We start from the raw sequence: 15,180 nt of genomic DNA, 5'->3' as shown, positions 1-15,180 counted from the left end.
GACGCCCGCGCTGGTTGCTTCGCTTGATTGCTCCGTCTCCTTAGGCAATTGACGATGTCGCCAGGGCTGCTCGCTCCGCAGTTAGACGCTCAATAAGTTCGTTGATCGTCATTGTGCCGAGATTTTCGCCGCTGCGTGTTCGCACGGCCACCGAGTCAGCTTCGACTTCCTTATCTCCCACCACAAGGAGATAGGGAATTTTCTGTAACGTATGCTCACGGATTTTAAAGCCGATCTTCTCGTTCCTCAAGTCCGCTTTAGCTCGCAAGCCACTTTTTTGCAGGCGTTGCTCCAATTCAAGCGCATAATCACGCTGTGCATCGGTGATCGTCATGACTACCGCCTGCTGAGGTGCCAACCATAATGGCATAGCACCCGCATAATGTTCAATCAAGATACCGATGAAGCGCTCCATGGAGCCCACAATAGCACGATGCAGCATTACTGGCGGCTTGCGTTCGCCTTCTTCAGTTACATACTGCGCGCCAAGACGCTCTGGCATCATGAAGTCGACCTGCATAGTGCCAACCTGCCATTCACGCCCCAGACAGTCTTTCATATGGTATTCAATCTTGGGACCATAGAAAGCACCTTCGCCAGGAAGTTCCTGCCACTCAACGTCACAGGCCTTTAGAGCACCGCGCAACGCATCTTCTGCACGATCCCATACCTCATCACTGCCAATCCGCTTTTCAGGGCGAAGAGCAATCTTGATAGCAATATCTTCAAAGCCAAAATCGTTATATACCTTCAGAGCCTGGCGATGAAAGCTGGTTACCTCAGGCTCAACCTGGGCTTCCGTACAGAAAACATGGCCATCATCTTGCGTAAAGGCTCGTACCCGCATGATACCATGCAACGCACCCGACGGCTCGTTTCGATGGCATCCGCCAAACTCGCCAAAACGAACAGGCAGCTCACGATAGCTGCGCAGCCCGGAATTGAACACCTGTACGTGACCTGGGCAGTTCATTGGCTTAAGTGCATACTCGCGCTTTTCAGACTCGGTAAAAAACATACCGTCTGCGTAGTTATCCCAATGACCTGATTTTTTCCAAAGCGAGACATCCATAACCTGCGGGCAGCGAATTTCCTGGTAGCCTCCCTCTTTATAAACGCCTCGCATATACTGCTCAACCTGCTGCCACAGCGCCCAGCCATTGGGATGCCAGAACACCATTCCCGGCGCCTCTTCCTGCATATGGAAAAGATCCAGGCGGCGAGCAAGCTTACGGTGGTCGCGTTTTTCTGCTTCTTCCAGGCGCTTTAGATAAGCCTTAAGCTGCTTTTTATCGCCCCAGGCCGTTCCGTAAATACGGGTTAACATGGCATTAGATGCATCTGCGCGCCAGTACGCACCCGCCAGCTTGGTTAGCTTGAATGCCTTGAGGTGGCGGGTATTAGGCACGTGAGGGCCACGGCACATGTCCGTGTACTCTTCATGGTGATAGAGACGAATCTCTGCACCTTCAGGTATATCACGAATAATTTCCTGCTTGTACGCTTCGTCACGCTGCTGAAAGGTCAGCATTGCCTGATCGCGATCAACGTACTCACGAACCACATCATACTCACGTTCAATCAGCGCCTGCATGCGCTTTTCGATAGCTTCGAGATCTTCTGGCGTGATTGAGCGGCCAAAATCGATATCATAATAGAAGCCGTTGTCGATAACCGGACCAATGGCCATCTTAGCATCGGGATATAATTGCTTGACCGCATGACCAATCAAATGCGCGCAGGAGTGACGAATGATCTCCACTCCCTCTGGATCACGTGCGGTAATAATTTCGACGTTTGCGTCCTGCTTGATAAGGTCTGCTGCATCAACTAAAACGCCATCGATTCGCCCTGCTATGCAAGCCTTAGCCAAACCAGGGCCAATGGACTCAGCAAGTTGCATGATGGAAAGCGGCGCTTCAAACGTTCTTTGGCTACCGTCAGGTAGTGTGACAATCGGCATTCAGATATTCCTTGAGCGCAGTGGTGATCCATACCAAGGATCACATTTCGCTATCAATGATCGTGGTATACGTAAAACAAAATTAAAATACGCGCGTAGCCTAGCAGACTTGCTCCCCGTGGAAAATAAAAACGGGAGGCCTAAGCCTCCCGTCAGCATCTATTTCGAAGTTTTCAATAACGTTTTGATATCAACGCCATGAAGAGACTACGAATTAGTTCCACTCGTCCAGTTCAACACGACGGTTCTGCGCACGGCCTTGATCAGTCTCATTAGAGGCGATCGGACGCTCTTCACCGAAGCCAACTGCACGCATGCGGTTCGCACCTACGCCACGCTGGGCAAGGTAAGTAGTAACAGATTCGGCGCGACGCTGAGACAAGTCTTTGTTGTACTCAGCAGAACCGCGTGAATCGGTGTGACCTTCAATGCTAACACGCACGTCCGGGTTATTGACCAGACGCTCAGCAACGCCGTTCAGAATGTTACGGGCATTAGCTGTCAGCTCAGCTGAATCAAATTCGAAGTTTACGTCATTAAGTACAACGCTATCCGGGCAACCCAGCGCGTTCACTTCGGTACCAGCGGGTGTATTGGGGCACTGATCACGGTAGTCCGGCACGCCGTCATTATCGGAGTCCAGCGGGCAGCCAACTGCATCTACTTCAACGCCTGCAGGGGTACCTGGGCACTGATCGCGGTAATCAGGAACGCCGTCCCCATCGGAATCCAGCGGGCAGCCTTGAGCATCTACTGCAACACCAGCAGGCACTTCGCCATAGCTCGGGCACTGAGGTGCAACAGGCTCCGGCGTACGATCCGCACACAGCAGACCACCGATAGCTGCACCGGCAACAGCGCCAGTTGCCGCACCGCTTTCTTCATCAGATGAGCCGCTAGTAGCGTAACCGATGCTCCCACCAATAACGCTGCCTGCCAAACCACAGACGAACGGGTGCTGATACCAGCTACGTTCGCTGTTGCTAGCACTCGCCTGACCAGATGATTGTGAAGCAGAGCTGGCACAGCCAGAAAGCCCAACAACCAAGGCAGAACCGATGAGTAAGCCAGTCGTAGTTTTTTTCATGCAAGACTCCTTCTTGATCCAATGCTGACATGGTCATATGACCACGCCTATCCAATGCTTCTTATTGCGAGAGCATCCATTTTTCGCCTGTTCAATATCACCTCGCGGGCGTTCCCCTGCTTGGCATTGAACGGTTTGCCTTCATTTACGCTTAGACGCTTGAAGGCAACAATGCCGAGATATCAATTTGTTGGCAATATCGACATCCTAAGCATAGCAAAACTGCCACAATCGGCACTAAAAAAACATACCAACGTATCACTTTGCTTATTATTTGCTACTTCCCCACATCATTAATGTAGCGCAGAAGCGCCTTGCGCACGCCATTTAATCACCGCTTCTGCAGCAGCCAGAACAGCGGTTCGCATCTCATTTTCTACGGCTAGACGCTGTTTATCTTCTGCCATGCGCTCTCGTGGCGTTAATGCGGCACGTGCGGAATGTGTCTTTAAATGCCGCGTGCGTTCATAAACTTGAGCAAATGCTTGAAATTCAGCCCGCTCTGAAAGACTTGGATCTATGATTTCAAGCAGCACCTTGCAGCGCCAGGAACCTTCCGTAATATCAACCTGCTCCTGTATCAATGCACTTGTTACATAATCCAGGTTTTCCAAACAGTTCTGTTGAGCTCTGCAATCCTCATCAATACGAAACGCTTCACGTCGCTTTACCTCTTTGCGTAGTTTGATCGCATAAATCGACAAACCAACAATAATGGCTATAGCCACTACAAGAGATATAAGTGCGACAGTCGAATTCATAAGGCCCCTCGAAGCATGAAAAATAGCTTAACAGAAATTGTACACCCATTTACCCTTTTACTGTCAATTTCTTCAAAAACTCTATTTGCCTTTCATGCTCCATACCCCCAGAAAGCAACTTACATAGACTGAGCGTGATGTGTTAAATAACTATCAGACTGGGCTACAACAACATTTTCATGACGTAACCGCCACTGCCACCATGCCCATAGCATACTGACCGTTAACAAGACAGCGCCTGCGGTATGTATAAGTGCAAGCCATAGTGGCAGCCATAACAGTACATTTGCAGCGCCGAGCACGACTTGTAAAAAGAAAAGTGCGATAACTATATTAAGCGCCCGAAATAAAGCTGGATGATGGCGATATCGACACCAGAGAATTACTAACGATAAGCCAAGTACGACTGCTCCCAGGCGATGTATGAAATGAATAGCCGTACGCGCCTCAGCGTGTAACTGCCCATGAAGGTAATTAGGCCCTACCGTTTGGGTAAGATGAAATCCTTCGCTGATATCCATGTTTGGCCACCACTGTCCATTACAGGCAGGAATCCCCTGGCAAGCAATACCTGCATAATTGCTGGTCACCCAACCACCCAGGCCAAGCTGTATAACCAACAGCCCAGCGGCCAGCCCCCACCAGATAGAGGAACGCTTGGTGCTAAGCTTTTTTTGCCTGACAACACACTTTAATCTTAAGTGCAGCCAGAAAAATAACAGCAGTACGCTTATCCCGCCAAGCAAATGCAGCGTAACAACCTGCGGCCAAAGCTTTAAAGTAACGGTGAAAGCACCGAAGGCACCCTGCACTACAATAGTAGCTAGCAGCAACACACTTATACGCCAAGGGTATTGGTCAGTCTTTCTCAGCGGCCAACCGAGAACCACGGTGCTAATGACCAACACCCCAAGCAGGCTAGCAATATAGCGATGGATCATTTCGACCCAGGCTTTTGAGGCATCCAGAGGCACATCGGGATGGCGTAGAGCAGCATGCTCACTGTCCGGTACGAGTAGACGTCCATAGCAACCGGGCCAATCAGGACAGCCCAGCCCTGCATCAACTAACCTTGTCCACGCGCCCACCAATATAACGACAATAGTCAGTAGCGTTCCTAGCAACGTTAAATGTAAAAGCCATTTTAAACGTCGATCTTTCGATTTTTGCATGATGTTTCCTTACATTTTTTCGCTAGCCATATCCTTGGTTTCACTATAAAAACGTGGACATGTCGCCCAGCGGTTTTCCAAATATTATATTAGCACCAAACGAAATCACTGGCCTGTTGCCAAGGGCTGCGAGCGCTAGACAACGAAGCCTTTTTCACATAGCAGTAAGTATAGAAACTATTGAGCATTCGTTACGCTTTTACGCCAATTGAGCAATTATTTTTTAAAATAAACTCCCCATGGCGATTGACGATTTACAACTTGCCAGTTGGCGCCCTATAGTCCCTTAATAACGATTCTGGCCGTTTTCGAAAAGACCATGCAAGCAGGGAGTAATATATGCAGACGCACCGCCTCCGGGCAGGAATGATAGTATTTCTGGCGTTGATTACGCTGGGCTCGCTTGCGGGTTGTACTACCTATACGTGGCCAGATGGATCCAAGAAAACTGTATTGGGCGTTGCCCCTGAGGATGAAAACAAGCGCTACGAAGAGCCGCAAGCCGAAGGCGTTCGGTATCGCACTCCTGGTGAAATTCCAGAACAACAGAACTAGCGCTTTTTTGTAAAGGCCGTTGCCACAGCAGTCAAGGGATCCTCGGGCCACGGGTGCTTTGGATAACGGCCACGCATTTCCTTACGTACTTGTGGGTACCCATTCAGCCAAAAACTGCGTAGATCCTGTGTGACTTGAAGGGGCCGACGCGCAGGTGAAAGCAGATGCACCATCAAAGCAGTACGCCCCTCGGCAACAGCGGGGGTATCAAGCCACCCAAACGCCTCTTGTAATTTCAATGCCAGCACAGGAGGCCGTTGCTCCAGACATGGAATATAATCTAGGGCTATCTGTTTACCACTTGGGACTAGCTGAGTTTGGGGCGCTAGCCGCTCCATCTCATTTTGCTGCTCCCATGGCAGGGTATTGAATAGATAACGGTGAAGCGGTAGTTTTTCTACCTGAGCCAGCCGCGTAATATCGGCCAAGTAAGGCTCAAGCCATACCTCAAGAGAATTCATGAGCGCTGGTGTCGACCAGTCAGGCCATTGAGTGCCTAACGTTTCTCGCAGCAATATCATACGTCCCTGCAACTGCTGTAGCTGATGGCTTATCAACAACGTTGGCCGCTGGCGTATAGTGCTCAATAGCGCCTTAATGACAGCTTCTTGGGGCAGCGTGATTATGGGGTGTCTAGCGATTGTTAACGCCCCGAACGCCTGAACCTTCTCACCGACTAATTTGCCCAGCTCATCGGACCAGGTGACTCTGGACTGCCACTGCAAACGACGCGCATATAACAGCGTTAACACTTCCAAGGTAAGAGGTTCAGCTCCAAAGATTTTGGCTTCGCTTGAGGCGCTCTGCAAACCGATAGCCACTAGAAAAGGTTGATGGGCCAGCGGGTCATTCAAAGACATAACGGCTGTTTTACCGGACGCTAACTGGAAACGCCCAGGGCTTATTTGCTGGCCAATTCGATCAGGATACGCTAAGGCCAAGAGCTTACCCAGTGGCGTCAGATCAACTTGTTTTAGTGTCACGCCGGCGTATCTGGCGAGCCGGTTGGCATCTCGCGACCAAGATGGAAACTGCCTAGGAGTAGCAAGCCGCTGAGACAGCGCTTTTAGCAAAGAGCGCTCGGTATTTTCACGGCTTTCCAACAGCGCGGCAACCGCGCAAGCAAGCGGCACCGCCTGAAGCTCCTCTGCCCGTTCCAGCATCACCGCCATGCGTGGTTCAAGGGGCCAGCGAGCACACTTATGGCCTAGCCGGGTCAGCTTGTGCTGATTATCCAGTATGCCCAGTTGTACAAGCAGTGCTTTGGCGCTCTGCCAAGCGCCATGGGGAGGCGGCGTTATCCAATGTAGCTTATCCGGAGAGTCTACGCCCCACCGCGCCAGCTCTAGTACCACACCCGATAAATCCGCCTGCTGAATTTCGGGCTCGCGATAGGCAATCAAGGGCTGTTCTTGAGACCACAGGCGAAAACAGGTCCCGGGCCGCTGGCGTCCTGCTCGCCCACGACGTTGATCGGCACTGGCGCGGTTAACGCGTCTGGTCGTCAGTCGCGTAAGCCCTGTTCGCGGTTGAAAAACTGGCACACGTTCAAGGCCTGCATCAATAATAACGTTAACGCCATCCACCGTTACGCTTGACTCGGCAATGGCCGTTGAAACAATAATCCGCCGCTGTGATGTATCCGCCGCTAACGCTGCCCTCTGTTCAGCAAGGGTCATGCGTCCATGCAACGCCCTGGGAGCTACCTCGGGCAGCGCCTTACATACGGCTTGTATCAGCCGCTCTATCTCGGCGATGCCCGGGAGAATAACCAATATATCCTGGGTAGTTTCTTCACCAAGAGCCTCCTGAATCACCCGAAGTGCTGCCAACTCATCGGCCTCATTTGGCAAAATCGGCCGGTAATAGGTAGCAACGGGAAATTGGCGCCCTTCACTGACAACCACTGGCGTTTTACTACCCAGCACCTGCGCTAATGCCTTAATATCCAGCGTTGCCGACATTACCACCAAGCGTAAATCATCGCGTACGCTGGTTTGCACATCTAAGGCAAACGCCAGCCCAACATCTGCTTCCAGGCTACGTTCGTGAAATTCATCGAAAATAATCCCTGCAACCCCTTCCAGGAGCGGATCCTCCTGCAACATCCGCAGCAGCACACCTTGGGTAATGACTTCTAGCCGGGTATGCTTGCCTGCGCAGCTATCGCCACGCATTCTGTAACCGACGGTATGCCCTACCGGCTCACCCAACTGTTCGGCCATAAAACTTGCAGCCAAACGGGCAGCTACCCGGCGAGGCTCAAGCAGCAAAAGCTTTTGGCCAGCCACCCAATCGCTTTTTAATAGCGCTAGCGGCACGCGGGTTGTTTTACCCGCTCCCGGCTGAGCCATCAGAATCAGACGATTATGACCGTTAAGCCCCGCCTGAATAGCCTCAAGGTGCTCGTCAATAGGAAGAAAACTCATAAATCAGCCGTTTTCTCAAGACTTGGTACTGACTGAGAAGCGACTCCGCATCCCTTTAAAATGACGTGTTCAAGAAACTGAGTGATGGATGCCAGGTCTTTATCATCGAGTTCATCCTTGCCAATGACTCTCGTCACTTGAGTACTGTATTCCGTGTAATGTTGAGTTGCGGACCAAATTAAAAAAATCAGCCAGCGGGGATCGACATCATCCATCTTGCCTTGTGCTGACCACTGGCGAATGATAGCGGCGCGAGAATCGACCCATTCACGTAGTTCAACCGCCAGATACTCATTTAGAAACGGAGCACCCGCTAATATTTCAGCAGCAAATAGCTTTGAGCCTTCCGGATAGCGTTGCCCAAGCACCATTTTAGTGCGAATAAATTCGCTGAGTACCCTGCCTGGATCGCTAGCCGGAGTGATATCTTCAAGCACCGCATTCCAGCGCCGCATCATACGATTGAGCAGCCGTATATAGAGCTCCTGTTTACTTCCCATGTAGTAAAGGATGTTGGCTTTTGGCAAAACTGCCTGATCTGCAATAGATTGAAGACTCGCGCCACGGTAACCGTGCTGTGAGAACACCTGCTCTGCGGCATTCAAAATACGCTGTTCGATTCGCTCGCGATGGGCGCTTTCGCTTGGCGCAGCTTCCAATGACATACAATTTTCCTGGATCACTCGTTATATAGGCCCACTATAAAGTGTCAGATCGTACTTTTTGCGCCAAAATTTAGCATTTTACCCGCGTTTGCCCCACCTCGGCGCGCTTAGTAAATACTTGCATGACCTGATTTTTTGTCTCAAGCTCAAACAATGCTGACCGTTCGGTCAGAACAATTATAATGGAGTCGGGTATGGCTAGTATTGAGTTCCTTTTCAATGGCGCTCCGCAACAGTGCCATGCATCTCCGGACACCAGTATTTTAACGCTATTGCGCGAGCATTTGGGGGCCACCGGGACAAAAGAAGGCTGCGCCTCAGGTGATTGCGGTGCATGCACCGTAGCGATTGGCGCCACAGGCAGTACGCCTAAGTATCAGAGCGTCAATGCCTGTATTACTCCAGCTCATCAGCTACAGGGCAAATCACTGGTTACCGTTGAAGGGCTTGCAGTGGATGGACAGTTGCACCCAGCCCAAACCGCCATGATTGAATGCCATGGAAGCCAGTGTGGTTTTTGCACCCCGGGCATTGTCATGTCGTTATTTACTCTCTACGAATCGCTAGCAGCTGATACACCACCTTTAACCAACCAGCAGCTGGAAGCAACCCTGGGAGGAAATCTGTGCCGCTGTACTGGGTATCGCCCTATTCGGGATGCGGCTTTACATATGCAGCACCATGGCCACACCCTCCCCAATTTGTACCATTTCTGTTCCTCCAGTTACTGTACTGAATCTTCAGCACAGCCGCAGGTTGAGGCAGAAAGCTTTTTTAAGCAGCCCACCTCGCTTGCCGACTTAACCAAAGCCCGAGCGCGCTTTCCCAACGCTCGCCTAGTGGCTGGCGGAACAGATTTATGGCTGGAAACCACGCAGCGCTTAATGCCGCTAAATCAATTAATTGATGTTAGCCGCGTAGAAGAGTTGTTAACGATTGAAGCCGCAGAGCTTAACAACCAGGCCGGCTGGTGGGTGGGTGCTGGCGTTACCTATACTCAGCTTGAACCTCTTTTAAAGGCCAACTTTCCGGCCTTTGCCCATTTGCTAAACCGTTTAGGCTCTCAACAAATTCGTAACCGTGGCACGCTTGGGGGAAATATCGCTAACGCCTCCCCCATTGGCGATACCCCGCCGGCACTGCTGGTGCTAGACGCCTGGGTAGAAATAGCAAACGCTAACGCAACTCGCCACTTATCACTGGATAACTTTTTTGTTGATTATAAGAAAACCGCACTGGATGTTGACGAGGTGTTATCCCGAATTTTTATCCCCCGTCTACCCAGCTCTCATAAGCTACACATTTGGAAACTTTCCAAACGTCGGGAGGACGACATCTCAGTCATACTGGGTGCCTTCAGCTACCGAGTAGAAGATGGCAGATTACGTGATGTACGCATGGCTTTCGGCGGCATGGCTGCCATACCCAAGCGCGCCCTGGCAGCCGAAAAAGCGCTAGAGAATCAATTGATCACACCAGAAAGCTTTCACCTGGCTCAAGCCGCTTTGAGAACCGACTTTTCGCCAATGGATGACGTTCGCGGTAGTAAGAGTTATCGTCAGCAGGCAGCGGCTAACCTGATCGAGCGGCTCTATTTGACGCTTTCAACACCGAATCAGGAGGTGATGCTTCATGCGTACGCTCACTAGGCTGGATACCGATAGCCGTCGCGCCCGCCGGGAGCTGGATGGTCATATTCAAGGCGATGGCCCACTGGCGCGCCACACAGTGAAAAGCACAGGGCAGCGCCATGCCGGGCACGCCAGTTTTCATGAAAGCGCTGCAAAGCACGTTACTGGAAAGGCGGCCTACATTGACGATTTAAAAACGCCACCAGATACGCTTCACGTGGCGTTAGGCTTATCGCCAGTAGCTCATGGCCTGCTGACCCGCCTGGAACTCGATGCTGTTAAGCAGGCTCCAGGCGTGATAGATGTCATTACCTTTCATGATGTGCCTGGCCATACGGATATTGGTCCTGTGTTTCCAGGAGACCCCCTGTTTGTCGAAAATGACATCAGCTATGCCGGACAGTGTCTATTTGCAGTAGCAGCTACCACCCTGCAAGCCGCTAGGCGTGCAGTAAAGCTTGCTGTGATTGCCATTGACGAGCAGCCCGCCAGCCTTGATCCCGTGGCTGCTGCTCAACGTAAAGAGCTTGTAAGACCTACCCACGTGCAAGAGCGTGGTGATTGGCAACAAGCCTTGCAGCAAGCCAGCCAGGTAATTGAAAACGAGCTTTTCATTGGTGGGCAAGAACACTTTTATCTTGAAGGTCAAGCTTGTGTGGTTCTGCCGACCGAAGATGAAGGCGTGATCGTTCATACTTCTAACCAACACCCCAGTGAAACCCAGAAACTGGTCGCTGAAGTACTGGGTATCCCTTTTCACGCCGTAACGGTTGAGGTTCGTCGTATGGGGGGCGGATTTGGTGGCAAAGAGACTCAGGCCTCGCCATGGGCGTGCATCGCCGCCATTATCACTCGGCGTACAGGCAAGGCCACTCGCCTTCGTTTGCCACGCAGTGAAGATATGCGCGCCACCGGAAAGCGTCATCCTTTTCACAGCCATTACAGGTTGGCCATTGATGCCAACGGCGTTATCGAAGCAGGAGACATCACGCTGATCGGCGATTGCGGCTACTCACCTGACCTTTCGGATGCAATTGTGGACCGTGCCATGTTTCACGCCGATAACGCTTACTCGCTGGGCAAGGCTCGCGTTACTGGCTATCGCGCCAAGACACACACAGCCTCCAACACGGCGTTTCGGGGTTTTGGCGGCCCGCAGGGAATGATGATTATTGAAGCGGCTATGGATGATATTGCCCGTAAAATTGGCGTCGATCCCCTGGTTATCCGTAAGCGCAACTTCTATCGTAATGGGTATGACATAACCCATTATGGTCAGCATGTTGATCAACTTAAGCTGCTGCATGGTCTTGTCGAAAAGCTGGAAATGGATAGTGAGTACTGGGCGCGTCGTCAATCCATCGGCGAGTTCAACATGGCAAGCCCAGTGATCAAAAAAGGCCTCGCTCTAACGCCTGTCAAGTTTGGTATTTCTTTTACTGCGCAGCATTTAAATCAAGCCGGCGCCCTGCTTCACGTATATACCGATGGCAGCGTGATGATCAATCATGGCGGTACGGAAATGGGTCAGGGCTTGCATACTAAAATCTGTCAGGTGGTGGCCCGTGAGCTGGGCCTTGACCTTGAACAGGTGCGCATTACTGCAACAAGAACTGATAAGGTCCCCAACACTTCCCCCACAGCTGCCTCCAGCGGTGCTGATCTTAACGGTATGGCTGCCCGAAATGCAGCCCATAAACTAAGGGAGCGCCTTTTTGATTTTGCTGCCTCGCATTCTGCTTGGGGGCTGGACCGTGAAGAAATGCGCCTGGAAAATGGCATGCTGGTCGCTGGTCTGGGCGAAAGCGAGCGCCGGATACCCTGGGGGGAACTGGTTCAAACAGCCTACCTGAACCGTATCTCTTTATCTGAAAAAGGCTTTTATGCCACCCCGTTGATTCATTACAACCGCGCGACCGGACAAGGCCGCCCTTTTTATTACTATGCGTTTGGGGCCGCTGTCGCTGAAGTCAGCGTTGATACTTTAAGTGGTGAGTATCAGGTGGATCGAGTTGATATCCTCCATGATGTGGGCAATTCACTTAATCCTGCCATTGATATCGGCCAGGTAGAAGGCGGTTTCATTCAAGGCATGGGATGGCTAACCACCGAAGAGCTAAAATGGAATGATAAAGGCGTACTCGTAAGTGACAGTCCGGCAACATACAAAATTCCCACGTTCGGCGACCTGCCCGCCACTTTCAACGTAGCGTTACTTGAAGGACATCCCAACTCCATGGCTAGCCTCTATCGCTCAAAGGCAGTAGGCGAGCCACCCTTCATGCTGAGTATCAGCGTATGGTCCGCATTGCGGGATGCGCTTTCAAGCTTAACGCAGTATCAGCTTTCACCTCGCCTGGATACGCCTGCGACATCTGAACGAGTTTTACTCGCCGCTCAAGCGTTAAGAGAGAAAGCATTGTGAGCACATTCGAAACATGGCATGGCGCCTTGCATCGCCTACAGAATGAAGGCGAGGCGCATGTGCTAGCGACACAGGTAACCAGCCTGGGTTCAACGCCTCGCGACCCCGGCGCCCGGATGGTAATAACCCTAAATGAATGCTTCGATACCCTTGGCGGGGGTACTTTCGAATGGCAAACCATTGCAGCTGCTCGCAGTCTTTTACAAGCGCACCAGTATGGTTTTCATGTAGAAGCTTTCTCTTTGGGCGGGCGCAGCGGACAGTGCTGCGGCGGATATTTAAATGTTCTACTCGAGGCTTTTCCCGGCAGCAGCGCGCACATCGCGGTATTTGGGGCAGGTCATATAGGCCGTGAAATTATTTCTCTGTGCGCACCGCTTCCTTGGAGTTTGAAGTGGCATGACAACCGAGCCGATGTGTTTGCCGAACATTTCAAACATCAGGCACGCCTTACCTGCCACTCACCTTACGAGTCACAGTCAAGTGTAGCAACCCTGCCTCCCCACACCCATGTGCTGGTATTGACCCACAATCATGATGAAGACTATGCCCTTATCGCAGCGCTTATTAAACGAGATGATTTGGCATCAATTGGACTGATTGGCTCTGCAAGCAAATGGGCAAGCTTTGAAGGGCGATTGAAGCGTGAGGGTTACTCAGACCAACAAACGGCTCAAGTACGAAGCCCGATTGGACTCGTTCATGGCGCCAAGCTTACTAATAAAACACCCTATGCTATCGCGCTAACGGTAGTCACGGAACTGCTTTGGCTGACGAATACGCCCTCTTCTCAGGAAAATCGTGGGCTTGATTCCCGCGTACTACAAACACTGATGACCGACCCGACGACAACCACGAGCTAATATGAATTCTTCTACCGATACGCTTATTCGTGCCGAGTTGATTAATTTCACACGCGACCCAGGAGATGATAATACACCCCAACCTGGCAGTGTAGAACACTATGGCGATGGGTTACTTTGGCTAAAAGGGCAGCATATTCATGCTGTTGGCCACTTCAGTGAATTAGCGCCTTCCTTACCTGAAGGATGTGCAGTACTGGACTACCGGGACAAGCTCATTATGCCGGGGTTTATTGATGCCCACGTGCACTATGTTCAGCTAGACATCATGGCCTCGTATGGCCGTCAGCTGCTTGACTGGTTAAACGATTACACCTTTCCGGAGGAGTGCCGCTTTACTAGCCATGCTCATGCAGAAACCCTATCAAACGTCTTTCTGGATGAAATGCTGCGCGCAGGCACCACTACCGCTCAGGTCTTTGGCTCTAGCCACCCTGGCTCCGTAGATGCCTTCTTCACTGCCTGTAAAAAACGTCGCTTGCGCATGATGGCCGGCAAGGTATTGATGGATCGTAATGCGCCTAATGCACTGCTGGATGAAGGCTCAGGCATTACCGATACCGAAAGACTGATCGAAGACTGGCATGGCAAGGACCGATTAGGCTACAGCGTAACGCCTCGCTTCGCTCCGACATCCACTATGGCCCAAATGGATGCTGCGGGTGCTCTTCTACGTAATGACTCAACGCTTTGGTTACAAACTCATTTAGCCGAAAATAACAGTGAATTAGACTGGGTGACAGAATTATTCCCGGGCAGCCGCGATTACCTAGCGGTTTACGAAGAGGCAGGCTTAGTTGGCCCCCGTAGTACCTTCGCACATGGTATTCATATTGATAATGACATGCGTAAGCGTTTGGCAGATCGAGGCGCGAATATTGCCTTTTGTCCCAGCTCTAATCTCTTCCTTGGCAGCGGCCTTTTTGATCGCCAAGCAGCCTATGAAACAGGCATGGCGTTTACATTGGCTAGCGATATTGGCGCGGGAACCGATTTATCGGGCTTTGCAACGCTCAAGGCAGCTTATCAGGTAGGCCAACTAAGTGGCCAACCACTTACTGCCTGGCAAGGTTTTTATGGTTTAACCATGGGCAATGCAAAAGCACTTTCACTGGATAGCCACATTGGGCAGTTAGCGCCTGCTCTTGAAGCTGACTTCGTAGTAATAGACCCTAACGCCACACCGCTCTTATCTCGGCGCATAAGCCATTGTAAAACGTTGGGCGAGCGGCTTTTTGCATTAATGATACTGGCTGATGATCGCGCCATTTATGAAACCTGGGCCGCTGGGCAGTGTCAGCACCAACGAGATACCACTTAACCGAGCACCCCCATGGCTCGCGATGGTATAGAAGCACTTATTTAAGCATCACGACTAACTAACAGTAACCAAGGCGGCGAAAGCCGCCTTTTTTGTCAGCCATTTTTCTTTCGCGCACACAAAAAACCCAGCCGGTTGGCTGGGTTCTTCGTTGAATAAGTGCCTGACGATGACCTACTCTCGCATGGGGAGACCCCACACTACCATCGGCGCTAAGCGGTTTCACTACTGAGTTCGGCAAGGGATCAGGTGGTTCACGCTCGCTATGGTCGTCAGGCGTAACGGGCAATGTACATCATGCTGACGTG

The 15,180-nt window shown here is 51.4% G+C and carries 11 protein-coding genes and 1 rRNA gene; 5 read left to right on the top strand and 7 right to left on the bottom strand.

Annotated features, from left to right (window positions below):
* Window positions 1-40 precede the first annotated feature (40 nt).
* The 4 genes from thrS to ELY38_RS15085 all read right to left on the bottom strand — a co-directional run bounded on the left by thrS (window position 41) and on the right by ELY38_RS15085 (window position 4,983).
* Window positions 41-1,963 (bottom strand): threonine--tRNA ligase, encoded by a 1,923-nt coding sequence (gene thrS, locus ELY38_RS15100; protein ID WP_127063067.1) that lies wholly within the window; start codon window positions 1,961-1,963, stop codon window positions 41-43.
* 214 nt (window positions 1,964-2,177) lie between these two features.
* A complete protein-coding gene (locus tag ELY38_RS15095; protein WP_127063066.1) occupies window positions 2,178-3,050 on the bottom strand; it encodes an OmpA family protein in 873 nt (290 codons plus the stop codon).
* A 293-nt stretch (window positions 3,051-3,343) separates the two neighbouring features.
* Window positions 3,344-3,811, bottom strand: a complete 468-nt coding sequence (locus tag ELY38_RS15090; RefSeq protein WP_127063065.1) for a DUF2489 domain-containing protein — start codon at window positions 3,809-3,811, stop codon at window positions 3,344-3,346.
* A 119-nt stretch (window positions 3,812-3,930) separates the two neighbouring features.
* Window positions 3,931-4,983, bottom strand: a complete 1,053-nt coding sequence (locus tag ELY38_RS15085; protein ID WP_127063064.1) for a COX15/CtaA family protein — start codon at window positions 4,981-4,983, stop codon at window positions 3,931-3,933.
* 339 nt (window positions 4,984-5,322) lie between these two features.
* Between ELY38_RS15085 and ELY38_RS15080 the strand changes: the two genes are divergently transcribed.
* Complete coding sequence (locus ELY38_RS15080) at window positions 5,323-5,538, top strand: hypothetical protein (protein ID WP_127063063.1); 216 nt, start codon at window positions 5,323-5,325, stop codon at window positions 5,536-5,538.
* Here the strand turns inward: ELY38_RS15080 and hrpB are convergent.
* The gene (gene hrpB / locus ELY38_RS15075) at window positions 5,535-7,967 is read right to left on the bottom strand and encodes an ATP-dependent helicase HrpB (protein WP_127063062.1); all 2,433 of its coding nucleotides are present in this window, start codon (window positions 7,965-7,967) and stop codon (window positions 5,535-5,537) included. The two genes, ELY38_RS15080 and hrpB, sit on opposite strands and share 4 nt — an antisense overlap.
* Entirely contained in the window at window positions 7,964-8,632 is a 669-nt protein-coding gene (locus ELY38_RS15070) for a TetR family transcriptional regulator C-terminal domain-containing protein (protein ID WP_127063061.1), read from the bottom strand. Before ELY38_RS15070 ends, hrpB begins: the two co-directional genes overlap by 4 nt.
* Before the next feature lie 194 nt (window positions 8,633-8,826).
* Between ELY38_RS15070 and xdhA the strand changes: the two genes are divergently transcribed.
* The 4 genes from xdhA to guaD are packed head-to-tail and all read left to right on the top strand — an operon-like array spanning window position 8,827 to window position 14,872.
* Window positions 8,827-10,281, top strand: a complete 1,455-nt coding sequence (xdhA, locus tag ELY38_RS15065) for a xanthine dehydrogenase small subunit (protein WP_127063060.1) — start codon at window positions 8,827-8,829, stop codon at window positions 10,279-10,281.
* A complete protein-coding gene (gene xdhB / locus ELY38_RS15060; protein ID WP_127063059.1) occupies window positions 10,265-12,688 on the top strand; it encodes a xanthine dehydrogenase molybdopterin binding subunit in 2,424 nt (807 codons plus the stop codon). Before xdhA ends, xdhB begins: the two co-directional genes overlap by 17 nt.
* Complete coding sequence (gene xdhC / locus ELY38_RS15055; protein ID WP_127063058.1) at window positions 12,685-13,551, top strand: xanthine dehydrogenase accessory protein XdhC; 867 nt, start codon at window positions 12,685-12,687, stop codon at window positions 13,549-13,551. Before xdhB ends, xdhC begins: the two co-directional genes overlap by 4 nt.
* Window position 13,552: 1 nt before the next feature.
* Window positions 13,553-14,872, top strand: coding sequence for a guanine deaminase (guaD, locus tag ELY38_RS15050; protein WP_127063057.1), 1,320 nt, complete (start codon window positions 13,553-13,555; stop codon window positions 14,870-14,872).
* 161 nt (window positions 14,873-15,033) lie between these two features.
* On the opposite strand, the gene rrf is transcribed toward guaD, so the two are convergent.
* A 5S ribosomal RNA gene (gene rrf / locus ELY38_RS15045) occupies window positions 15,034-15,149 on the bottom strand.
* Window positions 15,150-15,180: the final 31 nt, after the last annotated feature.

This window comes from Vreelandella nanhaiensis (genome assembly GCF_003990185.1).
Lineage (GTDB): Bacteria > Pseudomonadota > Gammaproteobacteria > Pseudomonadales > Halomonadaceae > Vreelandella > Vreelandella nanhaiensis.
This window is presented reverse-complemented; position numbering and strand designations above follow the sequence as displayed.